The sequence below is a fragment of the Variovorax sp. J22G73 genome, assembly GCF_030317035.1.
In the GTDB taxonomy this organism is placed as follows: Bacteria; Pseudomonadota; Gammaproteobacteria; order Burkholderiales; family Burkholderiaceae_C; genus Variovorax.
This window is the reverse complement of record NZ_JASZYK010000001.1, coordinates 985,054-1,008,472: the sequence shown is the minus strand read 5'-3', so window position 1 is coordinate 1,008,472 and position 23,419 is coordinate 985,054. Positions and strand designations below refer to the sequence as shown.

Genomic DNA, 23,419 nt, shown 5'->3' with positions numbered 1-23,419 from the left:
AACGATCCATTGCCCTGGAGGCGGTTTTTATTTCAGTTCGCGCAACCTAGCATCGGCGCACTGTCACCTCTCACCGCCCAGAAAGATCGCCATGTTCCGCAGAGCCCTCCTCTCCACCGCCACCCTGGCCGCCCTCGCCTCGCTTTCAGGCTTCGCGCCGCTGGCGCAAGCCGCCCAGCCGCTTCGGCTCGAGGTGTTCAACCCCGGCGCCCGGTCGATGTTCCCGGTGTCTTCCGAAATCGTCACCGGCCAGGCCGAGGCCGTGCTGATCGACGCGCAGTTCCAGCGCAACGACGCCGAGGCGCTGGTGCGCAAGATCAAGGCGACGGGCAAGAAGCTCACCACCGTCTACATCAGCCACAGCGACCCCGACTACTACTTCGGCCTCGACGTGGTGCAGGCCGCCTTCCCCGACGCGAAGATCGTCGCCACCCCGCAGACCGTGGCCGCCATCCGGCCCTCGAAGGACGGCAAGCTCGCTCACTGGGGCCCCATCCTGAAAGACAACGCTCCCAAGGCGCTGGTCGTGCCCGATGCACTGGCCGGCGACAGCCTCACGCTCGAGGGCCGCAAGATCCAGGTGGTCGGACTGGACGGCCGGGACAGCTCCCCGCCCGAGCGCAGCTTCGCGTGGATTCCCTCGCTGAAGGCCGTGGTCGGCGGCATTCCGGTGTCGGCCAACATCCATGTGTGGGTGGCCGACACGCAAACGCCGCAGTCGCGCCGCGACTGGATCAAGACGCTGGACCGCATCGCCGCGCTGCACCCCAAGACGGTGGTGCCCGGCCACTACCTGCCGAACGCCGACGGATCGGCGCCGTACACGGTGGCGTCCGTCAAGTTCACGCGCAGCTACCTGCAGGCCTTCGAGGTCGAGGCGGCGAAGGCGAAAGACTCGGGCGAACTCATCGCCGCGATGAAGAAGCGCTACCCCAGGCTGGAAGACGCCTCGTCGCTCGAACTCGGCGCCAAGGTCGTCAAGGGAGAAATGAAATGGCCGCAATGAACGATACCGCCGAAGCAAGCGCCCCGGAAGGCGCCACCCTGCACTACATCTTCGACCCGCTGTGCGGCTGGTGCTACGCCGCCGCGCCGCTGGTGGCGGCCGCGCGCGGCGTGCCGGGCCTGAAGGTCGCGTTCCACGGCGGCGGCATGATGACCGGCGCCAACCGTCGCCCCATCACGCCGCAGTGGCGCGAGTACGTGATGCCGCACGACCGCCGCATCACCGAAATGACGGGCCAGCCCTTCGGCGAGCGCTACTTCGAAGGCCTGCTGCGCGACACCGGCGCGGTGATGGACTCGGAGCCGCCCACCACCACCGTTCTCGCGGCCGAGTCGCTGCGCGCGGGCGGGGGTCTGGACATGGTGCACCGCCTGCAGCAGGCGCACTACGTCGAAGGCCGGCGCATCGCCGATGCCGATGTGCTGGCCGAGCTGGCAGTCGACATCGGCTTCGACGCCGCCGCCTTCGAGGCCGCGTTCGCGCAGCTGTCGGGCGAGGCGACCGCGCAGCACATCGCCGAAAGCCGCCAGTTGCTGCAGCGCGCGGGCGGCCAGGGCTTTCCGACCTTCGTGCTGGTGCAGCCCGACGGCCGCGCCAGCCGCATCGACGCCGGCCCCTGGCTGGGCCGCGCCGACGACTGGAAGGCGAAGCTGGCGGCGTTGGCCGAAGGCGCCTAGCGCGCCACGCCCAGCAGCCGGTCGAGCACCTCGGGCTGCGTGCGCAAGGTCGCGGCCTTGTCGGTGTGCACGATGGTGCCGTGGTCGAGCACCACGGCCTCGTCCGAAATCGCGAGGATCGCCTGCGGGTGCTGCTCCACGATGATCGCGGCCAGCCCCTCGTCCTGCGTGATGCGGCGAATGGCGCGCAGCAGCTCTTCCACGATGATGGGCGCCAGCCCTTCGAGCGGCTCGTCGAGCAGCAGCAGCTTGGGGTTGAGCACCAGCGCGCGGCCCACGGCCAGCATCTGCTGCTCGCCGCCCGAGAGCTGCGTGCCCAGGTTGGTCTTGCGCTCGGCCAGGCGCGGGAACATCTCGTAGACGCGCTGCGCGTTCCACTTTCCAGTGCGCTCCACGGCCGTGAGGTTCTCGTGCACCGTCAGCGACTTGAAGATGTTCCGCTCCTGCGGCACCCAGCCGATGCCCGCCGCCGCGCGCTGGTGCGGCGCCAGCTTGTGCAGCGCCTGCCCGCCCAGCGCGATGGTGCCGCCGTGCTGGCGCGTGGCGCCCGCCAGCGTGTTGATGAGCGTGGTCTTGCCCGTGCCGTTGCGGCCCAGCAGCGCCAGCGTCTGGCCTTCGCCCAGCGCGAACGCCACGTCGTGCAGCACCACGGCTTCGCCGTAGCCGGCGCTCAAGTTCTCGATGCGCAGCAGCTCAGACATGGGCAGCTTCTCCGTGGCCCAGATAGACCTCTTTCACCTTGGGATCGTTGGCGATGGTTTCGGGGTCGCCCTCGGTCAGCAGCGTGCCGTTGACCAGCACGGTCATGCGGTCGGCAAAGCTGAACACCAGGTCCATGTCGTGCTCGATGAGCAGCACCGATACATCGGCCGGCAGCGCGGCCACGGTCTGCAGCAGCTCTTCGCGCTCGCCGGCGGGCACGCCCGCCACCGGTTCGTCGAGCAGCAGCACGCGCGGCTCGCAGGCCAGCGCAATCGCAATCTCGAGCAGGCGGCGCTTGCCGTAGGCCAGGTGCTTCACCTGCTGCAGCGCCACGTCGCCCAGGTGGAACTGCTCCAGCAGCTGCCCGGCGCGCTCGGCAATGGCCTTGCTCGCGCCCAGCGGGCGCCACCATTGCGCGCCGATGCCCTGGTGTTGCGACACCACGAGCGCCAGCGTTTCCAGCGGCGTCATCGAGTCGAACAGCTGGTTGATCTGGAAGGTGCGCACCAGCCCGCGCGCCACGCGCTTGTGCGGCGCCAGCGTGGTGATGTCCTCGCCCAGCAGCGTGATGCGGCCTTCGGTGGGCGTGAGCACGCCGGTGAGCTGGTTGATGAGCGTGGTCTTGCCCGCGCCGTTGGGGCCGATCAGCGCATGGCGAGCGCCGCGCTTGAGCTCCATCGTCACGTTGTTGGTGGCGGTGATGCCGCCGAAGCGCATCACGAGGCCGTGGGTGGAAAGCACGGTGTCGGTCATACGGCACCGCCTTTCTTCTTGCCCGCGCCGAACCAGGTCCAGGGCTTGAGCAACCGGTCGCGGCCCACCAGCACCAGCAGCACCAGGATCAGGCCGATCCAGAACATCCAGTACTGCGGCGTCACGGCCGACAGCCAGGTCTGCAGCAGCTTGAAGACGATGGCGCCCGCCACGCCGCCATAGAGCCAGCCCACGCCGCCGATGACCAGCATCAGCAGCACGTCGGCCGAGCGGTCGAAGGCCAGCACGTCGAGCGACGCGAAGCCCGTGGTCTGCGCCAGCAACGCGCCCGCGGCGCCAGCAATGCCGGCCGCGATGGTGTAGACCGTGGCCAGCCGCGACACCACCGGAATGCCGATGGCCATGGCGCGCAGCCGGTTGTCGCGAATGGCCTTCAGCGTGGCGCCGAAGGGCGAATGCACCAGCCGGCGCATCAGCAGGAACAGCACCAGCATCACGGCCAGCGAATACCAGGCGGCCGTGCGGCCGTACAGGTCGAACTCGAAGAGGCCGAGCACCGGCCCCATGACCACGCCCTGCAGCCCGTCGGCGCCGCCGGTGAGCCAGTCGAGCTTGTTGGCCAGCTCCAGCAGCAGCAGCGCGGTGCCCAGCGTGACCATCAGCCGCGTGAGGTCGCTGCCGCGCAGGATCGTCACGCTGGCGACCAGGCCCAGCACGGCCGACAGCACGGTCGCCACCACCAGACCCACGGTCGGGTCGGGCATGACGAGCTTGGCGAACAGCGCCGCGGCGTACGCGCCGAAGCCGAAGAAGGCCGCATGCCCCAGCGACACGATGCCGGTGTAGCCCAGGATGAGGTCGAGCGACATCGCGAACAGCGCGACGATGGCGATCTCGTTGACCAGCAGCGAGTGCGAGGGCATGGCCAGCGGCAGCGCGAAGGCCACCGCCCACACCACGAACTCCAGCGGTCGCCAGCGGGCCTTGCGCAGCAGGGCCGACTGGAAGTCGGCGGTGGAAGGCGTGCTCATCAGCGGCCTCCCTTGCGCGTGAACAGGCCCTGGGGGCGCCACATCAGGATCAGGATCATCAGCAGGTAGACGGTGAACGCACCCATCTTCGGAATGAAGTACTTGCCCGCCACGTCGGCAATGCCCAGCAGCAGCGCCGCCGCGAGCGGCCCGGTGATCGACGAGGTGCCGCCCACGGACACCACGATCAGAAAATAGATCATGTACTTGAGCGGAAAGGTCGGGTCGAGCCCCAGAATTTCGGCGCCCAGCGCACCGCCCAGCCCCGCCAGGCCGGAGCCCACCGCGAAGGTCAGCAGGAACACGATGTTCACGTTGATGCCCAGGCCCGCGGCCACGCGCGGGTCGTCCACGGCGGCGCGCAGCCGGCTTCCGAACCGGGTCTTCGAAAGAATGAGCTGCAGCACCACCGTGAGCACCGCGCACACGCCGATGATGAAAAGCCGGTAGTGGCCCATGCCCAGCATGAACGCGCCGTCGCCGATTTCGGTGCGCCCGCGCAGCCATTCGGGCAGCTGCACGTTCTGCTGCGACGAGCCCACGAAGTAGTCGATGGCCGCCACCGCCATGAAGGCGAGGCCGATGGAAAACAGCACCTGATCGAGGTGCGACTTGCCGTACATGGGCCGGTAGAGCGTGCGCTCGAGCAAGGCCCCGGCCAGCCCGACGACGATGAAGGCGAGCGGCAGGCAGGCCAGGAAAGGCAGGCCGAGCTTCTGCATCGCGAACACCGTGAGGTACCCGCCGGCCATGGCGAAGGCGCCGTGCGCGAGGTTGATGAAGTTCATCAGCCCCAGCGTCACGGCCAGTCCGACTGCCAACACGAAGAGCAGCATGCCGTAGGCGATGCCGTCGAAAAGAATGGTCAACATGTCAGTGTTTCAGGAGCTTGTTGCGGCTTGCGGTTGGTTTGTTCGGGATGGGTTGAACAGGCCGCCGGGCACTCCCCTTCGAGCAACGAAGGAGGAGGCCGCAGGCCGGGGGACAGTCGAGAAAAGGGGCACCCCGCCGGCACGATCGCGCCCCGAATGCCCCTCTCTTGATCTCCGACCTGCGGAAAGGAAACCTACTTCGTCTTGCCCGGGTCCTTCACGCTCTTAATCACGTCGAACTCGACGTTGTAGAGCTGGCCGTCCTTCTTCTCGACCTTGCGCAGGTACACGTCCTGCACCACGTCGCGGGTCTGGGCGTCGATCATCATCTGGCCGCGCGGGCTCTCGAAGACCTGGCCCTTCATCGCGGCCAACAGTGCCTCGCCGCCGCCCGCGCCCTTGGTCGCCTTCAGGGCTTCGTAGATCACGCGCATGCCGTCATAGCCACCCACGGCCATGAAGTTGGGGCGCAGCTTGGGGTTGGCCTTTTCGAAGGCTTCCACGAACTTCTTGTTCATGGCCGAGGGGTGCGCCGCCGAGTAGTGGTGCGAGGTGACCACGCCCAGCGCGCCGTCGCCCATGTCGTTGAGCTGGTCGTCGTCCGTCACGTCGCCGGTGGCGATGAGCTTGATGCCGGCCTTGTCCATGCCGCGCTCCAGAAACTGCTTCATCACCGCCGCACCCGCGCCCGAGGGCACGAAGACGAACAGCGCGTCGGGCTTGGCGTCGCGCACCTTCTGCAGGAAGGGCGCGAAGTCGGGGTTGCGCAGCGGCACGCGCAGCTTGTCAATCACCTTGCCGCCGTTCAGCTGGAAGCGCTCGCTGAAGAACTTCTCGGCGTCGTTGCCGGGGCCGTAGTCGGCCACCAGCGTCACCACGGTCTTGATGCCGTTCTTGGGCGCCCAGTCGCCCATGGGCACCGACACCTGCGGCAGCGTGAAGCCCGAGCGAACGATGTAGGGCGAGGCCTCCGTGATGCTCGAGGTGGCCGCGGCCATCACGAGCTGGGGCGTCTTCGACTGGGTGGCGATGGGCGCCACGGCCAGGGCCAAAGGCGTCAGGCCGAAGCCGGCGAGCACGTTCACCTTGTCGTTCACCACCAGTTCCTGCGCCAGGCGCTTGGTCACGTCGGGCAGGCCGGTGTCGTCCTTGATGATGAGCTCGACCTTCTTGCCGGCCACGGTGTCGCCGTTCTGGGCCATGTACAGGCGCGCGGCGGCTTCGATCTGGCGGCCGGTGGAGGCCGACTGGCCCGTCATCGGCAGGATGAGGCCGATCTTGAACTTGTTGTCCTGGGCGCTGGCCAGCGACATTGAAAGCGCGAGCGCCGACAGTGCGGCGGTCTGGATGAGATGGCGTCTTTGCATGTTTTTCCTTCAGGGACGGAACTCGAAACCGGGGCTATTTTCAACACTTTGCAACATTCGGCGAAGCAGGCAATCACCTACCCGGCCCCTCTCGCGGGCCTTTGTTGCGCGATCAATAAATGAACTGCGCGATCATCGCGCAAGCTGGCTTCAGCCGCGCTTGCGGCCTCAGCTGTCGGCGCGGTACGCGGAGTCAAGCGTGAGCGTACCCACGGCGCGTGACACACAGGCGCAAATGCGCGTGGCGGCTTCTTTTTCGTGCTCGCTGAGGAACACGTCGCGGTGGTCGACCTGGCCCTCGACGGCCAGCACGTGCATGGCGCACAGGCCGCACTCGCCGCGCTTGCAGTCCCACAGCGTCTGCACGCCGGCGGCGTCGAGCGCGTCGAGCAAGGTGCAGTCGGCCGGCACGGTGATGGTCAGGTCGTGCCTCGGAATGCGCACCTCGAAAGCCTGGGTCGCGAAGCGCCCGCTGCTGCCGAAGGTTTCGAAGCGCAGGTCTTCGAGCGGGCGGCCGGCCGCATGCCAGGCGCGCTTGAGCGCCTCGAGCATCGGCACCGGGCCGCAGGTGTAGAGCTGGCCGCCGGGCGGCAACGCGGCGATGGCGGCCGCGAAATCGATGGGGGCCGACCCTTCGTGCGCCGACACGCCCTCGCCCAGCGCCTCGCGCAGGTGTGGCAGGTAGCCGAACTCGCCCGCGTGGCGCGCGCCGTAGAGCATCTTCACCGGCACGCCGTTGCGCTTCGCATGCGCGCCCAGGCGCTGCGCCATCAGCACCAGCGGCGTGATGCCGATGCCGCCGGCCACCAGCAGGTAGCCGGGCGCGGACATGTCGAGCGCGAAGTGGTTCTGCGGCGCGCTCACCTGCAGGCGGTCGCCCACGGCCAGCTGCCACATCGCGAGCGAGCCGCCGCGGCCGTCGTCCAGCCGCTTCACGGCAATGCGCCAGCACTGGCCGTCGCCCTCGCCGACCAGCGAGTACGAGCGGGTCTGCAGCCGGCCCTGCGCCGTCATCACCTGCACCTGCAGGTGGGCGCCGGGCTCGTAGCTGTCAGCAAAGCCGCCGTCGGGGCGCAGCTCGAACTCGCGCACGGTGGGCGTCACGTCGCGCAGCGCGACGACCTGCGCCTGCATCCATTGAAGATCGCTTTTCATCGGGGGAACACCAGGGGCAAAAAGAGAAAGGACGGCCGCTTCAGCCGCGGCGGCGAATCAGCTGCACGCCGGGCAGCGGGCGCTGCTCGGCGGTGGGCGTGCCGTGCAGCGCCTCGCGCAGGTTGCGACGCGCGATGCGGCTGTGCTCGCGCATCAGCGCTTCGGCGCGCGAGCCCTCGCCGGACTCGATGGCGTCGAGCACCTGCAGGTGCTGGTCTTGCGCGATGACGAGCATGTCGCGCGCAGCCGGCGAATTGGCCTGCACGATGACAAAGCCCGAGGGCGAGGCGAACGGCAGGTTGACCACGCGCTCCAGCTGCTGCGCGATGACGGGGCTGCCCGCCATTTCGCACAGCAGCGCATGAAAGCGCTCGTTGTGCGTCACGTAGCGCGAGAAGGCCGCGTCGTCCAGCGCCGGTTCGCGCAGCAGTTCGTCGATGCGCGCGAGGCAGGCGCGCGCTTCGCGCAGCACCACCGGCGCCGCGCCGCGCTCGGCTGCCAGCCGCGCGACCAGGCCTTCGAGCGTGCCGCGCAGCTCGATGGCGTCGGCCACGTCGCGCTCGGAAAACGTGCGCACCGCGTAGCCGCCGTTGGGCAAGGCTTCGAGCAGGCCTTCCTGCTCCAGCCGCATCAGCGCGGTGCGCACCGGGGTGCGCGACACGCCGAGCTGCTCGGAGATGGCCACCTCGGCAATGCGCGCGCCGCCGGGCAGCTCGCCCGCCAGGATCATTTCGCGCAGCCGCAGCTGCGCCTTCACGCCCTGGGAGCTGCCGCTGTCGGCGGGCTCGGCGGGGTTGACTGGGTTGGCGGCACCGGACACAGCGGCGACCTTCATGCGGCCTGCTTCTCGACGGCGCGAATGGGAATGGCCGCGCGCGCGGGCTTTTCCTTCTCGACCATGCGGTCGATGAGCCGGCGCGCCCACATGGAGCCGGCGTCGATGTTCAGGTTGTAGAACTTGTGGTCGGGGTGGTCGTCCATGGCTTTCTGCTGGGCCTCGAGCACCAGCTCGTCCTCGCGGAAGATGCCCGAGACGCCTTCGCGCAGCTCGTGCGTGAGGCGCTGCTCGCCCAGGCAGTAGTTGCGCGAGAAGGCCCAGAAGTACAGGCAGGTCTTGTCGGTCTCGGGAGTGATGGTGTTGAGCACGTAGCCGTTCACGCCCTTGCTGCGGTCGCCCGGGTTCTCGCCGCTTGGAACCGCGCCGCTGCCGGCCTCGGCCACGCCCACGTCGATGTTCACCGTGCACGGGCCTTCGAAGCGAATGATCTGCCAGCGGTCGACCTTGCCCGTGTAGCCGCGCGCATGGCGAATCTGGCTGCCCCAGAAAGGCGGCGGGTCGATGTTTTCCATCCAGCGCGTCACGGTGGCCGAGCGGTCGCCGTGCGTGGCCACGAAGGGCGCCTCGGCCACCTCGCGGTTGCCGATGGACGAGCCGTGCACGAAGGTCTCGTGCGTCAGGTCCATCAGGTTGTCGACCACCAGGCGGTAGTCGCAGTTGACGCGAATCATCTTGCCGTCGCCGGCCCAGGCGGGGTCGTCGTTCCAGTGCATGTCGGGGATCGATGCCGGGTCGGCCTTGGCCGGGTCGCCGGGCCAGATCCACACGAAGCGGTGCCTTTCCACCGCCGGAAAGCTGCGCACGCAGGCCGAGGGGTTGAGCGTTTCCTGGCTCGGCATGTGGGTGCAGCGGCCCTGGCTGTTGTAGACCAGCCCGTGGTAGCCGCACACCAGCTCGTCGCCTTCCAGGCGGCCCAGCGACAGCGGCATCAGCCGGTGCCAGCAGGCGTCTTCCAGCACGGCCACCTGGCCGTCGGTGCGGCGGAACAGCACCACTTTCTGGTTGCAGATGGTGCGCGGCAGCAGCGCGTGACGCACTTCGACGTCGTAGGCGGCGGCATACCAGGCGTTCAGCGGAAAGGCGGTCGTGGGCGTTTTCATGAATACGCAATGTATACAGAGACAGCCAAATTTCCAGCGATTTATCGCTATTTCAGGGTAAACACCGACTCCGCTGTATACAGGCAGCTTCATTTCGATGGCGATACGATCTGCGCTCGTTCCCCCAAAAATCACGACGGAGTCATCCATGTCACAGCACGCCGCATTGCCCGCCCGCTTCGACCACGTGGGCAGTTTCCTGCGTCCCAAGTACCTGCTCGAAGCCCGCGAGCAGAAGGCCGAGGGCGAGATCACGCCCGAGCAGCTTCGCCTGGTCGAAGACAAGGCCATCACCGAGATCGTGAAGTTCCAGGAAGACATCGGCCTGAAGAGCATCACCGACGGCGAATTCCGCCGCACGTACTTCCACATCGACTTTCTCGACCAGCTCGGCGGCGTGAAGACCGACATTCCGGTCACCATCCGCAAGCCCGACGGCACCGAGGAGCTGGCCCCGCCCGCCATGCGCGTGACCGACACGGTGCGCCACGTGAAGGACATCCAGCTGGCCGACTTCCAGTACCTGAAGAGCCAGGTGGCCGCGGGCAACACGCCGAAGGTGACCATTCCCTCGCCGACCATGCTGCACTTTCGCGGCGGGCGCGCGGGCATCAGCAAGACGGCATACCCCGAGCTCGACCCGGCCTTCTACGACGACGTGGCCAAGGCCTATGGCGACGAGCTGCGCTCGCTGGCCGCGGCCGGCTGCACCTACGTGCAGATGGACGACACCAACCTGGCCTACCTGTGCGACGAGCACATGCGCGAAGCCGCCCGCAAGCGCGGCGACGACCCGAACGAGCTGCCGCACCGCTACGCCGCCTTCATCAACAAGGTGGTCGCGCAGAAGCCGCCGGGCATGCTGCTGGCCATGCACCTGTGCCGCGGCAACTTCAAGAGCACGCACGCCGCGGCCGGCAACTACGAGCCCGTGGCCGAGGCGCTGCTGAAGGAGATGGACCTGGACGCCTACTTCATGGAGTACGACGACGCCCGCTCGGGCGACTTCAAGCCGCTGCGCTACCTGCCCAAGGGCAAGACCGTGGTGCTCGGCCTGGTGACCACGAAGTTCGGCGAGATGGAAGACAAGGACGAGCTCAAGCGCCGCATCGACGACGCCGCCAAGTACGCCTCGCTCGACCAGCTGGCGCTGTCGCCGCAGTGCGGCTTCTCCAGCACCGTGCACGGCAACAACATCGCGGTGGAAGCGCAGCGCGCCAAGCTGCGCCTGGTGGTCGAGACGGCGCAGGAGGTCTGGGGCTCGACCTGATGCACCGGGGGCCGGTTTCTGGTCAAGTCGCAACCCATATGACGACAACCCTCTACTCCGGTCCCCTCAGCATGTTCGGCGCCAAGGTCGAGATCGCGGCGCGCGAAAAAGGCGTGCCCTTCGATCTCGTCATGGTGCCCTTCACCACCGACGACGCCTACGAGCCCAAGCACCCCGAGGTGCTGCGGGTCAACCCGGTCAAGCAGCAGGTGCCGGTGTGGGTCGACACCATCGGCGGCGACCACGGCGGCCCTGACGAAGTGGCGCTGTTCGACTCCACCCAGATCCTCGAGTACCTCGAAGACCGCTACCCCGGCCCCGCGCACCTCGCGCTGTGGCCCCGCGGCATTGCCGAGCGGGCCCGCGCGCGGCAGCTGGAGCAGAAGTCTGACGAGGTGTTCTTCCCCCACGTCATCAAGCTCTTCGGCCTGCAGCACGACATGAAGAGCGCCGCCGCGGTGGCGGCCTGCGCCGGCTGCGCGCGCTTCTACGACGAGATGGAAGGCCTGCTGGCCACGCGCGAGCACCTGGCCGGCCCGTATTCCTTCGCCGACATCGCCTTCTACATGGCGTGCGTGTTCGCCGACCGCAAGGGCGCGGGCATGACCGACGCCACGCCGCGCCTGCTGGCCTGGCGCACCCGCGTGGGCGAGCGGCCCGCGGTGCGCGCGGTGGTCGACCCGATGATGCGGTTCCTTGCCTCGCAGGGGCGCGGCGTGCCGGCCTTCCTGCGGCGCTGAACGGGCAGCAGAACGACCGGCGCCGAGGGAAATCGGCGCCGCGCCGGGGGTGCTCAGGCATCATCGACCCATGCCCATTGCAAGCGTCTCGAAGTTCGACTGGCTGCCTTCTCCCTCGCAGCATTTCCTGGTCGTGACCTTCGCACTGCTCGTCTACGTGCTGACCACGCGCGCACGCCGCGAGCAGCGCGCCCCCACCACGGCCATCGCCTGGGTCATGGGGCTGGTGCTGATGCCCTACTTCATCCTGCCGATGTACCTGCTGTTCGGCCAGCGCAAGCTGCGTCCCGCGGGTTCGCCCCGGCCGCCGCGCTCGGTGCCGCCGGGGCACTGGGCGGCCGACCTGATCGAGAGCTTCGGCCTGGCGCCGCCCGGGCGCAGCGCCATCCGCATGCACGCCGACGGCGAGGCCGCGCGCGAGGCGCTGTGGCAGGTGATCGACGGGGCGCGCGAGCGCATCGACGTGTGCACCTTCATCATCGGCAACGACGCGCTCGGCCACGCCGTGCTCGAGCGCCTGGCCCAGCGCGCGCGCGAAGGCGTGAAGGTGCGCGTGCTGCTCGACGGCTTCGGCGCGCTCTCGCTGCCGCGCCACCATTTCGACCGGCTGCGCGCGGCGGGGGGCGAGGTGGCGGTGTTCCGCCCCTTCTTCAGCCTGCGCCGCATCGGCCCGCGCAACCTGCGCAACCACCGCAAGTTCACCATCGCGGACGACGCCTGGCTCTGGTCGGGCGGGCGCAACCTGGCGGGCGAGTACTTCACCGGCAACGAAAAGCACCGCGTGGCCTGGCTCGACCTGTCGTTCGACCTGCGCGGCAGCGTGGCCGCGGCGGCGGCGCGGCAGTTCGACCACGACTGGGCCTCGGTGCGCAGCCGCAAGGCCCGCGCCATCGTGTGCGACGACGCGCCCGAAGGCCCCGGCACCGCCATGGCCCAGTTCCTGCCCAGCGGGCCCGACCAGACCGAAGACACGGCGCACGCGCTGCTGATCGACGCGTGTTTTCGCGCCGAGCACCGGCTGCTGGCCATCACGCCCTACTTCGTGCCCGGCGACGGCCTGCGCGACGCGCTGCGGCTGGCCGCGCGGCGCGGCGTGCAGGTGACCATCGCGATGCCGGCCGTGTCCAACCACCGGCTGGCCGACTTCGTGCGCGCGCGCGCCATGCGCGACCTGGCGCGCGCGGGCGTGAGCTTTCGCATGCTGCCCTTCATGGCGCACGCCAAGGCGGTGGTGGTCGACGACGAACTGGCGATGTGCGGCTCCATCAACCTCGACCTGCGCAGCCTGCTGCTGAACCACGAGGCGGCGGTGGTGTTCTACGGCGCGGACCAAATCGACTGGCTGGCCGAGTGGATCGAAACCACCGCTTCCGCCGGCGAGCCCTACCGCGCGCGGCGCCCCGGGCTGATGCGCGACCTGGCCGAGGGGCTGCTGCTGACGGTAGCTTTCCAGCTGTAATCGCGGTGCGCAAATGCAACGTTTGTGAAACAAACGGAAGCTGAGCCCTAGAATTCCCACCGGTTCCGGTAGTTGACCCCGGCCCCGGGGTTGACCGATGCGAGCGTTGTCGAGGCTGCGAGCACAGGCGAGCGCAGCGCTTGCATCGCTGTTCGCGCTGTGTGGAATGAAGGCGATCACGGCCCTGATTGCCATGACAGCTGCCTTCGCTGCCCTGTTCCCGGCCCACGCCGCCCATGCCGCCATGGACAACATCGGCCGCGCACCGCCCAGCGTGCACCGCCTGAAACTCATCGTCGACCCCGAGCTCGCCGCCGACATCGGCCCCGCCGAAGCCGGCCGCCGGCTTGCCCAGTACGTGGCAGACGTCAATACCGTGTTCACGCGCGAAACGGTGCGCAGCTTTGCCTTCGACCCCACCACCGACCTGCAGTTGGTGCCGCCCGCCGCCGCGCCGCAGTGCGCCTACAACGGCCTGGTCAACGGCGAAGTGGTGGTGTGCATCAACAAGTCCACCCGCGGCTACAGCCACGGCGGCCTTTCCACCAGCTGGACCTTTCCACAGAAGGGCGTGGCCTGGAACCTGAACTGGGTCGCCATTCACGACCCGCTGCGCCTGTCGCGCGCGCCCAGCCCGGGCGTGCCCGAATCGACCGAGAAAGACTACCTGGGCCGCCAGCTGAAGACGCTGCTGCACGAGTTGGAGCATGTGTTCGGCGCCGGCGCGGGCGAGTACTACAACGGCATCGCCGTGGCGGACACCACCGGCGTGGCGCCCATCGTCGACCTGGCGCTGGCCGACGACAGCGACCGCTACTGGTGGACGCGCCAGCACTGGCGGCTCGACCCGCTGCTGGGCACCGTGTTCGAGCAGCGCCGCGACCCGGCGGCCAACCGCATCGCCACGCTGGACATGATTCGCTTCACGCCCGGCACCAAGGCCAACATCGACACCGACTGGACCGACTGGCCCAAGCTCGGCAGCTCCAAGTTCATGGCCGGCACCACCAGCACGCAGGTGCGCGTGAGCGACCGAGACAGCGGCGCCGCGCTGCCCGGCGCGCAGGTGTCGGTGTGGCGCAACCCGGGCGCGGGCAAGCCGCTGGTGATGCTGGTGACGGGCGTGGCCGATGCGTCGGGCCGCTTCGTGTTCGACTGGGACTGCGGCTTCAGCTGCTTCGTCGTGGGCAAGTCGACCCTGCTGGTGAAGGCGCATGCGCAAAACCGCGCGCCGGGCGCGAGCTGGTTCACCATCTTCGACGCCTTCGAGCAGAAGGCGGTGCAGGGCCAGCCGGGCTTCACCATCGACCTGGCGCTGGGCGGCATCGACGTGACGCCGCCGACCGTGTCGCTGTCGGCGCCGTCGAACGCCACGGTCGGCCAGCCCACGGTGATCGCACCGGCGGTGGTCGACAACGTGGGCGTGTGGGGCGTGAAGGTGCTGGGCCGCGACAGCATTCCGATCTGCACCTTCACCGCCCCGCCCTACACCTGCAGCTGGACGCCGAGCAGCGCGGGCGTGCAGACCATTCGCGTGATCGGCGTGGACGCCGCGGGCAACACCGCGGTGGCATCGGCCAATGTCGTCGTGAGCCCGCCGAGCGTGACCGCGCCACCGGCCGTGGCGATGACGGTGCCCCCCGCCGCCGCGGCGCGCGCGCCCGCGCAGCTGGCGGCCAACGCCTCGGCCGGCGTGGCGCAGCTGAGCTTCATCGTCGACGGCAAGACCGTGTGCAGCCTGCAGGCCGCGCCCTTCTCCTGCCGCTGGACGCCCTCGGCCGCGGGCTACGCGAACATCGAGGCGCGCGCCATGGACGCGGCGGGCAACATCGCGAGCGTGTCGGCGCTCACGCGCGTGACGCCTTAGAGGGTCAGGCTTTTTTCGCGGCCTTCTTGGCGGACTTCTTGGCTGTCGAGTCCTTCTCGGTCTTTTCGGCCTTCTCGTCCTTCGAGCCCTTCGCCTTCCTGGAGGCCTTCGCAGCCTTCCCGCCCTTCGGCGTCAGCTCCTCGGGCAGCGGCACGTTCGTGAAGCTCACATTGCCCAGCCCCGTGCCGATGGTCAGCACGCCCCAGTGCTTCACGTCGCGCATGAAGGGCAGCTCGCTCAGGCCCTGCACCACCGCGTCGTTGTGCATCAGAACCAGCATCGGGTCGGCGCCCAGCGTCAGCATGCGCCGCCACACCGCCGTCGGCAGGTGGAAAGCGTGGCTCTCCCAGTCGCCGGGCAGGTTCTGCGCGCCGCGCGCAATGGAGCCGTCGGGGCGAATCAGCCCCGGGCAGCCGATGCCGATGAAAGGCGCGAGCCGGATCTTCTTGCGCTCGCTGTAGCGCACCATGTCCATCAGCATGTCGGCGATGTGCTCCACCATCAGGCTGCGGTTGGGGCTCTCGTCGGCATGGCGCCACTTCTCGCGCCGCACCACCCGCGCACGCGAGAAGTCCTGCGTCTTGCGAAAGCGCGTCTGCACGATGCCGCAGCGCACGTTGGTGCCGCCGATGTCCACCGCCAGGATGGCGTCGTACTTGCGCAGCAGCGCCGGCGGCGTGAGGTGCACCCAGCCGATGAGCCCGCCGTCGTCCACGTTGTGCGACAGCCGGCCCATCTGCACGTGCAGGCCCAGCTCCTCGAGGATGGCGGCCGTTTGCAGCACCGCGCGCTCGCCCACGTCGCTCTCCGGAAAGCCGCCGCCGATGACGATGCGCTCCACCTTGTGCCACGAGGGCTGACGCAGAAAGCGCTGGATCACCGAGGCGAGTTCTTCGGTGAACTCCTCGATCACGCCGTGCATCACGTCGCCGGCCTCAGAGGCCCTCTTCGCGCCGAGCACGCGGTCGAGCTCCTTCTTGCTCAGGTCGCGCGAGTGCATGTCGCCCAGCGGGTCGACGCCGTTCTTGCGGCGGCGCTTGCGCCAGCGCTCCAGCAGTTCCCTGAACGCCGTCTGGCTCGCCTGGTCGCCGACGAACCCGTCCTTGTCGCGCAGCTGAAGGCTGTAGCCCTCCACATGCACACCAGGCAGTTCGCGCAGCCCATGCACATCGGTGGCGGGCAAGGGATCGGGTTGGGAGGGGTCCGGTGTCGAGGGTGTGGGCTTCATGGACATCGATGATGCCCCCCGCCGCCTGCAGGGCGCATCGGTTGCGCGCACGACGGCGTGTAGGAGATTGGCGGGTACGCCGAACGGGGCGTTGTCTATAAACTGCCCGCGATGCACATGCTCCGCCGCCCGTGGCAACCTGCCCTGCTGCTCCTGCCGATCCAGTCGATCCTGAAGCTCTTGCCGCTCTTGCCGCTCCTGCTCGCGCTGTTCGGCACGGTGCTTGGCTCGCAGGCCGCGCACGCCGCGCACGCCGCGGACGACACCTTGCGCGTCGGCTCCAAGCGCTTCACCGAGTCGTACATCCTGGCCGAGCTGCTCGCGCAAACGGCCGCGCCGCACACCGCGTCGGCTCCCGTGCTGCGGCAGGGCCTGGGCAACACGGCCATCGTGTACGAGGCACTGCGCTCGGGCGCCATCGACCTCTATGCCGAATACACCGGCACCATCGCGCAGGAAATCCTGAAGGGCCAGCCCGCCGACACGCGCGAGGCCATGAACGCGTCGCTGGCGCCGCTCGGCCTGGGCGTGGCGATACCGCTGGGCTTCAACGACGGCTATGCGCTCGCGGTGCGCGCCGCCGATGCCGACAAGCTGGGCCTGCGCACCCTGAGCGACCTGGCCAAGCACCCCGAGCTCAAGCTGGGCCTGTCGAACGAGTTCATCGGCCGCGCCGACGGCTGGAAGGGCCTGGCCAAGCGCTACGGCTTCAAGCAGGTGCCCAGCGGACTCGACCACGGCCTGGCCTACGACGCGGTGGCGGCCAGGCAGATCGACGTGATCGACATCTACACCACCGACGCCAAGATCGACCACCTGGGCCTGCGCGTGCTCGAGGACGACAAGAAATACTTTCCGCGCTACGACGCCGTGGTGCTCTACAAGCTCGACCTGCCCACGCGCCTGCCGCAAGCCTGGGCTGCGTTGAAGACGCTCGAAGGCAAGGTCGACGAGCACGCGATGATCGCGATGAACGCGCGCGCCGAACTGCAGAGCGTGCCCTTCGACGTGATCGCGCGCGACTTTCTGGCGAGCACCAGCAAGGATGCGAAAGCACAAACCCAAACTAAAACCCAGGCGCAGGAACCGCGCCGCGGCTTCGTCGCCAAGCTGTTCGGCCCCGACCTGTGGAAGCTCGCGCGGCAACATCTGCTGCTGGTGGCGTTGTCGGTCGGCATCGCGATCCTCATCGGCGTGCCCATCGCGATCCTGGTGTTCCCGCATGTGCGGCTGCGCGCGGTGGTGCTGGGCCTGGCCAGCCTGATGCAGACCGTGCCGTCGTTGGCGTTGCTGGCGGTGTTGATCTCGATGCTCGGCGCCATCGGTGCCTTGCCGGCGCTGATTGCGCTCACGCTGTATTCGCTGTTGCCGATCATGCGCAACACGGTCACGGGCCTGACCGAAGTGCCCAGCGGCTTGCGAATGGCCGGCACCGCCCTCGGCATGACCCCTCCGCAAAGTCTCCAGCTGGTGCTGTTGCCCCTGGCCTTGCCCACGTTGTTGGCGGGTGTGCGAACAGCCACGGCCATCGCCATCGGCACCGCGACCATCGCGGCCTTCATCGGCGCGGGCGGCTTCGGCGAACGCATCGTGACGGGCCTGGCGCTGAACGACCGCGAACTGTTGATGGCGGGTGCGTTGCCTGCTGCGGCGTTGGCGCTGATCAGTGAAGGCGTGTTCGAACTGATCGAGTTCCTGATGCGGCGCAGTCGCAGGGCGCCTCTTTCCTAGGTCTTCTTCGTGTTGTGTTGGCTTGCGTTGTTCAGGACAGCGGTCGTTGATCGCGATTCACCAGCAGCGTGCCCTGTTCACACGCCCTGAACAGCAGCAACAAAAAAGCCCCCGGCAAAGGGGGCTTCCAAAAGCACAAGACAACGAATCAGGCCAGCGTATAGGCCGTCTTCACCGTAGTGAAGAACTCCTGCGCGTACTTGCCCTGTTCGCGCGGACCGTAGCTCGATCCCTTGCGGCCGCCGAACGGCACGTGGTAGTCCACACCCGCGGTCGGCAGGTTGACCATCACCATGCCGGCCTGGCTGTGGCGCTTGAAGTGCGTGGCGTATTTCAGCGACGTGGTCGCAATGCCGGCCGAGAGACCGAACTCCGTGTCGTTCGCCGTGGCCAATGCCTCTTCGTAGTTTTTCACGCGAATCACGCTCGCCACCGGGCCGAAGATTTCTTCGTTGTTGATGCGCATCGACGCGGCCGATTCGCTGAACAGCGCGGGCGACATGTAATAGCCGTCGGTCTCCAGCTTCAGCAGCTCGCCGCCGGCCGCCAGCGTGGCGCCCTCGCCCTTGCCGATGGCGATGTATTCCATGTCCTGGTTGAGCTGCGACTTCGACGACACCGGCCCCACGTCGGTGCCCTGCGCCAGCGCGTCGCCCACCTTGATCCTGGCCATGCGCTCCTTCATGGCAGCGATGAACTTCGGGTAGATGCCTTCGGTCACGATCAGGCGGCTGGACGCCGTGCAGCGCTGGCCGGTCGAGTAGAACGCGCTCTGCACGCTCAGCTCCACGGCCTGCGCCAGGTCGGCGTCGTCCAGGACCACCTGCGGGTTCTTGCCACCCATTTCGAGCTGCACCTTCTTGTGGTTGGTCACGCACTGGATCGCGATGTTGCGGCCCACGCCCACCGAACCCGTGAAGCTGATCGCATGGATGCCGGGGTGCTTGACCAGCGCCTCGCCGATCACGCTGCCGCGGCCCATCACCAGGTTGAACACGCCGGCCGGAATGCCCGAGCGGCTGATGATTTCGCTCAGCGCCCAGGCGCTGCCGGGCACCAGGTCGGCGGGCTTCAGCACCACGCAGTTGCCGAAGGCCAGCGCGGGCGCGATCTTCCACGCCGGAATGGCGATCGGAAAGTTCCACGGCGTGATCAGGCCGACCACGCCCACCGGCTCGCGCGTGATCTCCACGCCGATGTTCGGGCGCACCGAGGGCAGCACCTCGCCCGACAGGCGCAGGCATTCGCCCGCGAAGAACTTGAAGATCTGGCCCGCGCGCGTGGCCTCGCCGATGCCTTCGGCCTTGGTCTTGCCTTCTTCGCGCGCCAGCAGCGTGCCCAGCTCTTCCTTGCGCGCGAGGATCTCGGTGCCGATCTTGTCGAGCGCGTCGGAGCGCGCCTGGATGCTGCCCGTGGCCCAGGCCGGAAAGGCCGCGGTGGCGGCCGCCACGGCGGCATCGACGTGGGCGGCGTCGCCCTGCGTGTACTGGCCGAGCACGTCGGACAGGTTGCTCGGGTTGACGTTGGGGCTGTAGCTTGCGCCGGCACGCCATTCGCCAGCGATCAGGTTGTCGAAGTTCTGCATGTTGTGTTCCTTTGAGTGCGATTCGCGAAGGGGCTGTTCATTTTCGGGACTACCGCGCAACCGGCTTTGCCGGCCCGCTGGTATTGGCCCGGCAGGGGCTAGGAGGCCACACGAAGTGGGCAAAGCCTGGGGGCGAGCTCTATCTGACCATGCACGGCTTCTTGTTGTCGAAGGTCCAGTTCGGAATCAGGTATTGCATGGCCTGCGCATCGTTGCGCGCGCCCAGGCCGTGCTTCAGGTACAGCTGGTGCGCCTTCTCGACCTCGGCCATGTCGAGCTCCACGCCCAGGCCGCCGCGCGTGGGCACCTTCACATGGCCGCCCTCGATCTGCAGCGGTGCCTTGGTCAGGCGCTGGCCGTCCTGCCAGATCCAGTGCGTGTCGATGGCTGTCACCTTGCCCGGCGCGGCCGCCGCCACGTGCGTGAACATGGCGAGCGACACGTCGAAGTGGTTGTTCGAGTGCGAGCCCCAGGTCAGGCCCCAGGCCTGGCACAGCTGCGCCACGCGCACCGAGCCCTGCATGGTCCAGAAGTGCGGGTCGGCCAGCGGAATGTCGACCGACTGCAGCGACAGGCTGTGCACCATCTCGCGCCAGTCGGTGGCGACCATGTTGGTGGCCGTGGGCAGGCCGGTGGCACGGCGAAATTCGGCCATCACCTCGCGCCCCGAGAACACGCCTTCGGCGCCGCACGGGTCTTCGGCATAGGCCATCACGCCGTGCAGGTCGCGGCACAGCCGAATGGCGTCCTGCAGCAGCCAGCCACCGTTGGGGTCGAGCGTGACGCGCGCCTGCGGAAAGCGCTCGTGCAGCGCGCGGATGGCCTCGACTTCTTCTTCGCCGCGCAACACGCCGCCCTTGAGCTTGAAGTCGGTGAAGCCGTAGCGCGCATGCGTGGCTTCGGCCAGGCGCACGATGGCCTCGGGCGTCATGGCCTCTTCGTGGCGCAGGCGGAACCAGTCGTCGGCGGCGCCGGGGTCGCTCTCGTACGGCAGGTCGGTCTTGTTGCGGTCGCCCACGTAGAACAGGTAGCCCAGCATCTGCACCGCGTCGCGCTGCTGGCCTTCGCCGAGCAACGCGGCCACGGGCACCTCGAGGAACTGGCCCAGCAGGTCGAGCAGCGCGGCCTCCACCGCGGTGATCGCGTGGATGGTCACGCGCAGGTCGAAGGTCTGCTGGCCACGCCCGCCGCTGTCGCGGTTGGCGAAGGCGTGGCGCATGCTGTTGAGCACCGCGTGGTGCCGCCCGATGGGCTGGCCGACGATGAGGCTGCGCGCGTCTTCCAGCGTCTGGCGGATCTTTTCGCCGCCCGGCACCTCGCCCACGCCGGTGCGCCCGGCGCTGTCGGTCAGGATGAGCAGGTTGCGCGTGAAGAACGGGCCGTGCGCGCCGCTCAGGTTCATCAGCATGCTGTCGTGGCCCGCGACGGGAACCACGCGCAGGGCGGTGATGGTGGGGGTCTGGCTTGCGCTCATTGCACTCCTTGCGTTCCTTGCACTTGCTGGTGTTGCTTCGGTCGTCGCATTCAGACGCGAACGGCCTGGCGGGCCAGCAGCTTCCAGGTGCCGCCCTGCTTCTGCCACACGCCGAGGATCTTCAGCGCCACCTTGCCGGGCTTGCCCGAGTCGTTGGTGTCGGCCGCCAGCGAGTGGCGCACGACGGCGGTGTTGGCGTCGACCACCTTGATGGTCTGCTCGGTGATGGTAATGGTCACGAAGTCGGACTTGCCGTCCATCAGGTCGGCGATGAAGCTGGCCTTGGTGTCGACCTTGCCGCCCGAATGGCCGTAGCTCAGGTCGTCGGCCACCAGCGCGCCGAGCGAGGCGGCGGTCGGGTCGATCATGGCGATGCGCAGGCGCTCGGCGGCGGCGGCCACTTCGGGCTGGGCCGACGCGGTGCTGCCCGCGGGCATCATCGAGCAGCCCGAGAAGGCGACGGCCGCGGCGGCCATGAGGAAGATCTTCTTGATGGACATGGTGTTGTGTGTCTCCGTGTTTTTCTTGAATGCCTGCGGCGTTGAGGCGTGAGGCGTTGCAGCGTTGCCGTGCCGGCTTACTGCGGGCCGAGCGCGTCGATCAGCGCCTTCAGCTGTTCCACCTCGGCGGGCTTCAGGTCGGTGAGCGGCGCGCGCACGGGGCCGGCGTCGTGGCCGACGATCTTGGCGCCCGCCTTCACGATGCTCACGGCGTAGCCCGGCACGCGGTTGCGCAGCTCCAGGTAGGGCATGAAGAAGGTCTTCAGCAGGTGGTGCTGCGTCTTCAGGTCGTCGGCGGCCACGGCCTTGTAGAAGTCCATGGCGGTCTTCGGAATGAAGTTGAACACCGCCGACGAGTACACCGGCGTGCCCATCGCCTTGTAGGCGGCGGCGTAGACCTCGGCCGTGGGCAGGCCGCCCAGGTAGGCGAAGCGGTCGCCCATGCGCTGGTAGATGGCGACCATGGCCTCGATGTCGCCGATGCCGTCCTTGAAGCCCACCAGGTTGGGGTTGCGTTCGGCCAGGCCGGCCAGGGTTTCGGGCTTCAGGCGGCTGGAGGCGCGGTTGTAGACGATCACGCCGAACTTCACGCTCTTGCACACGGCTTCCACGTGCGCGGCCAGGCCTTCCTGCCCGGCTTCGGTGAGGTAGTGCGGCAGCAGCAGGATGCCGTGCGCGCCGGCCTTCTCGGCGGCTTGCGCGCACTGGATGGCGAAGCGCGTCGGGCCGCCGGCGCCGGCAATGATGGGCACCACGCCGCGGCAGGTGTCCACCGCGGTCTTGATGATGCCGGGGTACTCGTCGCCCGTCAGCGAGAAGAACTCGCCCGTGCCGCCGGCCGCGAACAGCGCGCTCGCGCCGTAGGGCTGCAGCCATTCGAGGCGCTTGACGTAGCTTTGCGCGTTGAAGTCGCCGTTGCTGTCGAAGTCGGTCAGCGGGAACGAGAGCAGGCCGGAGCCCATGATGGTCTTGAGTTCTTGCGGGTTCATGGGGAAGAGTCCTGTGAAGATTTGAAAGAAAGAAAAAAAAGGGTGAAGGCAGCCGGTCAGTCGAGCCTGACGTTGGCCTCTTTGATGACTTGCGCCCAGCGCGCGCGCTCCTTGGCGAAGAACTGGTCCTGCTCGGGGGCGGTCATGGTCACGACCTCGGCGCCCTGCCCCGCGAGGCGCGCGCGGATGTCGGGCGTGCGAATGATGCGCACCAGCTCGCGGTTGAGCCGCGCGACCACCGCGTCGGGCACGCCGCGCGCGGCGACCATGCCCTGCCAGGTGCCCGACTCGAAGCCGGGCGCGCCCTGCTCTGCAATGGTGGGCACATTGCCGATGAGCGGCATGCGCGTGGCCTTGGACACCGCGATGAGCTTGAGCTTGCCGGCCTGCACCTGCGGGTAGGTGGCGAGCATGCCGTTCATGAGCACCTGCGTCTGGCCCGAGACGGTGTCGAGCACGGCCTGCACGCCGCCCTTGTAGGGCACGTATTCCCACTTGGCGCCGATCTTGCGCTGCAGCTCGATGCCGGCCAGGTGCGCGGTGCTGCCGCTGGCGGTCACGGCGAAGTTGAGGTCGCTGCCGCTCTTTTTCGACAGCTCGACCAGCTCCTTCAGCGTGCTCGCCTGCACCGAGGGGTGCACCACCAGCAGGTGCGGCGAGTAGGCCAGCATGGCCACGCTGCGCAGGTCCTTCGACGGGTCGAACGGCAGCTTGGGGTACAGCGACGGGCTGATGGCCAGCGCGCCCAGGTCGCACAGCATGAGCGTGTAGCCGTCGGCCGGCGCCTTGGCCAGCAGGTCGGCGCCGAGGTTGCCGTTGGCGCCGGCGCGGTTGTCGATGATGACCGACTGCCCCAGCGCCTCCGACAGCGGCTGCGTGATGGAGCGCGCAATGATGTCCGACGAGCCGCCCGGCGGGTACGGAACGATGATCTTGATGGGCTTGGCCGGCCAGTTGGCGCCCGCCCCTTGCGTGCCGGAGGCCGCCTGGGCGAACGCGCGAGCTGGCAGGCCGGCGGCCAGTGTGGTTGCAAGTGCGGCGCCCAAGGCGCCGCGTCGGTTGATGCGCATGCTGTCTCCTGATTTGTTCGATGAAGCCACGACCTCGCTCGTCC

Annotated in this window: 20 protein-coding genes and 1 pseudogene; 7 read left to right on the top strand and 14 right to left on the bottom strand. The window is 68.3% G+C overall.

The genetic code is table 11. From position 1 onward, the window contains the following. Positions 1-91: 91 nt before the first annotated feature. Together QTI51_RS04700 and QTI51_RS04695 are read left to right on the top strand one after the other, a co-directional pair. Positions 92-1,000 (top strand): annotated as a pseudogene (locus tag QTI51_RS04700) (MBL fold metallo-hydrolase); the annotation flags it as partial. Continuing rightward, positions 994-1,683, top strand: a complete 690-nt coding sequence (locus QTI51_RS04695; RefSeq protein WP_116907980.1) for a DsbA family protein — start codon at positions 994-996, stop codon at positions 1,681-1,683. The pseudogene QTI51_RS04700 and the gene QTI51_RS04695, both read left to right, overlap by 7 nt. Here QTI51_RS04695 and QTI51_RS04690 read toward each other — a convergent pair. The 8 genes from QTI51_RS04690 to QTI51_RS04655 all read right to left on the bottom strand — a co-directional run bounded on the left by QTI51_RS04690 (position 1,680) and on the right by QTI51_RS04655 (position 9,462). Beyond that, complete coding sequence (locus QTI51_RS04690) at positions 1,680-2,384, bottom strand: ABC transporter ATP-binding protein (RefSeq protein ID WP_116907981.1); 705 nt, start codon at positions 2,382-2,384, stop codon at positions 1,680-1,682. The two genes, QTI51_RS04695 and QTI51_RS04690, sit on opposite strands and share 4 nt — an antisense overlap. Further along, positions 2,377-3,138 carry an ABC transporter ATP-binding protein gene (locus tag QTI51_RS04685; protein ID WP_116907982.1) on the bottom strand — a complete coding sequence of 254 codons (762 nt, stop codon included), beginning with the start codon at positions 3,136-3,138 and terminating at the stop codon, positions 2,377-2,379. Before QTI51_RS04685 ends, QTI51_RS04690 begins: the two co-directional genes overlap by 8 nt. Continuing rightward, the gene (locus tag QTI51_RS04680) at positions 3,135-4,130 is read right to left on the bottom strand and encodes a branched-chain amino acid ABC transporter permease (RefSeq protein WP_116907983.1); all 996 of its coding nucleotides are present in this window, start codon (positions 4,128-4,130) and stop codon (positions 3,135-3,137) included. Before QTI51_RS04680 ends, QTI51_RS04685 begins: the two co-directional genes overlap by 4 nt. After that, positions 4,130-5,002: a branched-chain amino acid ABC transporter permease gene (locus QTI51_RS04675; protein WP_116907984.1), complete on the bottom strand. Its 873-nt coding sequence runs from the start codon at positions 5,000-5,002 to the stop codon at positions 4,130-4,132. Before QTI51_RS04675 ends, QTI51_RS04680 begins: the two co-directional genes overlap by 1 nt. A 194-nt stretch (positions 5,003-5,196) precedes the next feature. Next, positions 5,197-6,369, bottom strand: coding sequence for an ABC transporter substrate-binding protein (locus QTI51_RS04670; protein WP_116907985.1), 1,173 nt, complete (start codon positions 6,367-6,369; stop codon positions 5,197-5,199). Between the two features lie 168 nt (positions 6,370-6,537). After that, positions 6,538-7,524 carry a PDR/VanB family oxidoreductase gene (locus QTI51_RS04665; protein ID WP_116907986.1) on the bottom strand — a complete coding sequence of 329 codons (987 nt, stop codon included), beginning with the start codon at positions 7,522-7,524 and terminating at the stop codon, positions 6,538-6,540. 40 nt (positions 7,525-7,564) lie between these two features. Next, a complete protein-coding gene (locus QTI51_RS04660) occupies positions 7,565-8,359 on the bottom strand; it encodes a GntR family transcriptional regulator (RefSeq protein ID WP_116907987.1) in 795 nt (264 codons plus the stop codon). Further along, positions 8,356-9,462: an aromatic ring-hydroxylating dioxygenase subunit alpha gene (locus QTI51_RS04655; protein WP_116907988.1), complete on the bottom strand. Its 1,107-nt coding sequence runs from the start codon at positions 9,460-9,462 to the stop codon at positions 8,356-8,358. The genes QTI51_RS04660 and QTI51_RS04655 overlap by 4 nt, the downstream gene beginning before the upstream one ends. Before the next feature lie 148 nt (positions 9,463-9,610). Here QTI51_RS04655 and QTI51_RS04650 point away from each other — a divergent pair, with 148 nt between their 5' ends. The 4 genes from QTI51_RS04650 to QTI51_RS04635 all read left to right on the top strand — a co-directional run bounded on the left by QTI51_RS04650 (position 9,611) and on the right by QTI51_RS04635 (position 14,798). Beyond that, positions 9,611-10,732 carry a 5-methyltetrahydropteroyltriglutamate--homocysteine S-methyltransferase gene (locus tag QTI51_RS04650; protein WP_116907989.1) on the top strand — a complete coding sequence of 374 codons (1,122 nt, stop codon included), beginning with the start codon at positions 9,611-9,613 and terminating at the stop codon, positions 10,730-10,732. Between the two features lie 38 nt (positions 10,733-10,770). Then, on the top strand, positions 10,771-11,472 hold the full coding sequence (locus QTI51_RS04645) for a glutathione S-transferase family protein (protein ID WP_116907990.1): 702 nt from the start codon (positions 10,771-10,773) through the stop codon (positions 11,470-11,472). A 70-nt stretch (positions 11,473-11,542) separates the two neighbouring features. Continuing rightward, positions 11,543-12,931 carry a phospholipase D-like domain-containing protein gene (locus QTI51_RS04640; RefSeq protein ID WP_116907991.1) on the top strand — a complete coding sequence of 463 codons (1,389 nt, stop codon included), beginning with the start codon at positions 11,543-11,545 and terminating at the stop codon, positions 12,929-12,931. A 193-nt stretch (positions 12,932-13,124) separates the two neighbouring features. Then, complete coding sequence (locus QTI51_RS04635) at positions 13,125-14,798, top strand: Ig-like domain-containing protein (RefSeq protein ID WP_286512603.1); 1,674 nt, start codon at positions 13,125-13,127, stop codon at positions 14,796-14,798. 4 nt (positions 14,799-14,802) lie between these two features. On the opposite strand, the gene QTI51_RS04630 is transcribed toward QTI51_RS04635, so the two are convergent. After that, positions 14,803-15,981: an ROK family protein gene (locus tag QTI51_RS04630; RefSeq protein WP_286512604.1), complete on the bottom strand. Its 1,179-nt coding sequence runs from the start codon at positions 15,979-15,981 to the stop codon at positions 14,803-14,805. Between the two features lie 156 nt (positions 15,982-16,137). Between QTI51_RS04630 and QTI51_RS04625 the strand changes: the two genes are divergently transcribed. Further along, a complete protein-coding gene (locus tag QTI51_RS04625; protein ID WP_286512605.1) occupies positions 16,138-17,757 on the top strand; it encodes an ABC transporter permease/substrate-binding protein in 1,620 nt (539 codons plus the stop codon). Positions 17,758-17,905: 148 nt separating this feature from the next. Here the strand turns inward: QTI51_RS04625 and QTI51_RS04620 are convergent, their stop codons facing one another. The 5 genes from QTI51_RS04620 to QTI51_RS04600 all read right to left on the bottom strand — a co-directional run bounded on the left by QTI51_RS04620 (position 17,906) and on the right by QTI51_RS04600 (position 23,375). Further along, positions 17,906-19,342 (bottom strand): aldehyde dehydrogenase family protein, encoded by a 1,437-nt coding sequence (locus QTI51_RS04620; RefSeq protein ID WP_116907993.1) that lies wholly within the window; start codon positions 19,340-19,342, stop codon positions 17,906-17,908. 139 nt (positions 19,343-19,481) lie between these two features. Next, complete coding sequence (gene gudD / locus QTI51_RS04615; protein WP_116907994.1) at positions 19,482-20,816, bottom strand: glucarate dehydratase; 1,335 nt, start codon at positions 20,814-20,816, stop codon at positions 19,482-19,484. A 50-nt stretch (positions 20,817-20,866) separates the two neighbouring features. Continuing rightward, positions 20,867-21,316 carry a nuclear transport factor 2 family protein gene (locus QTI51_RS04610; protein WP_116907995.1) on the bottom strand — a complete coding sequence of 150 codons (450 nt, stop codon included), beginning with the start codon at positions 21,314-21,316 and terminating at the stop codon, positions 20,867-20,869. A 77-nt stretch (positions 21,317-21,393) separates the two neighbouring features. Then, a complete protein-coding gene (gene kdgD / locus QTI51_RS04605; RefSeq protein WP_116907996.1) occupies positions 21,394-22,305 on the bottom strand; it encodes a 5-dehydro-4-deoxyglucarate dehydratase in 912 nt (303 codons plus the stop codon). A 56-nt stretch (positions 22,306-22,361) separates the two neighbouring features. Next, entirely contained in the window at positions 22,362-23,375 is a 1,014-nt protein-coding gene (locus QTI51_RS04600; RefSeq protein ID WP_116907997.1) for a Bug family tripartite tricarboxylate transporter substrate binding protein, read from the bottom strand. Positions 23,376-23,419: the final 44 nt, after the last annotated feature.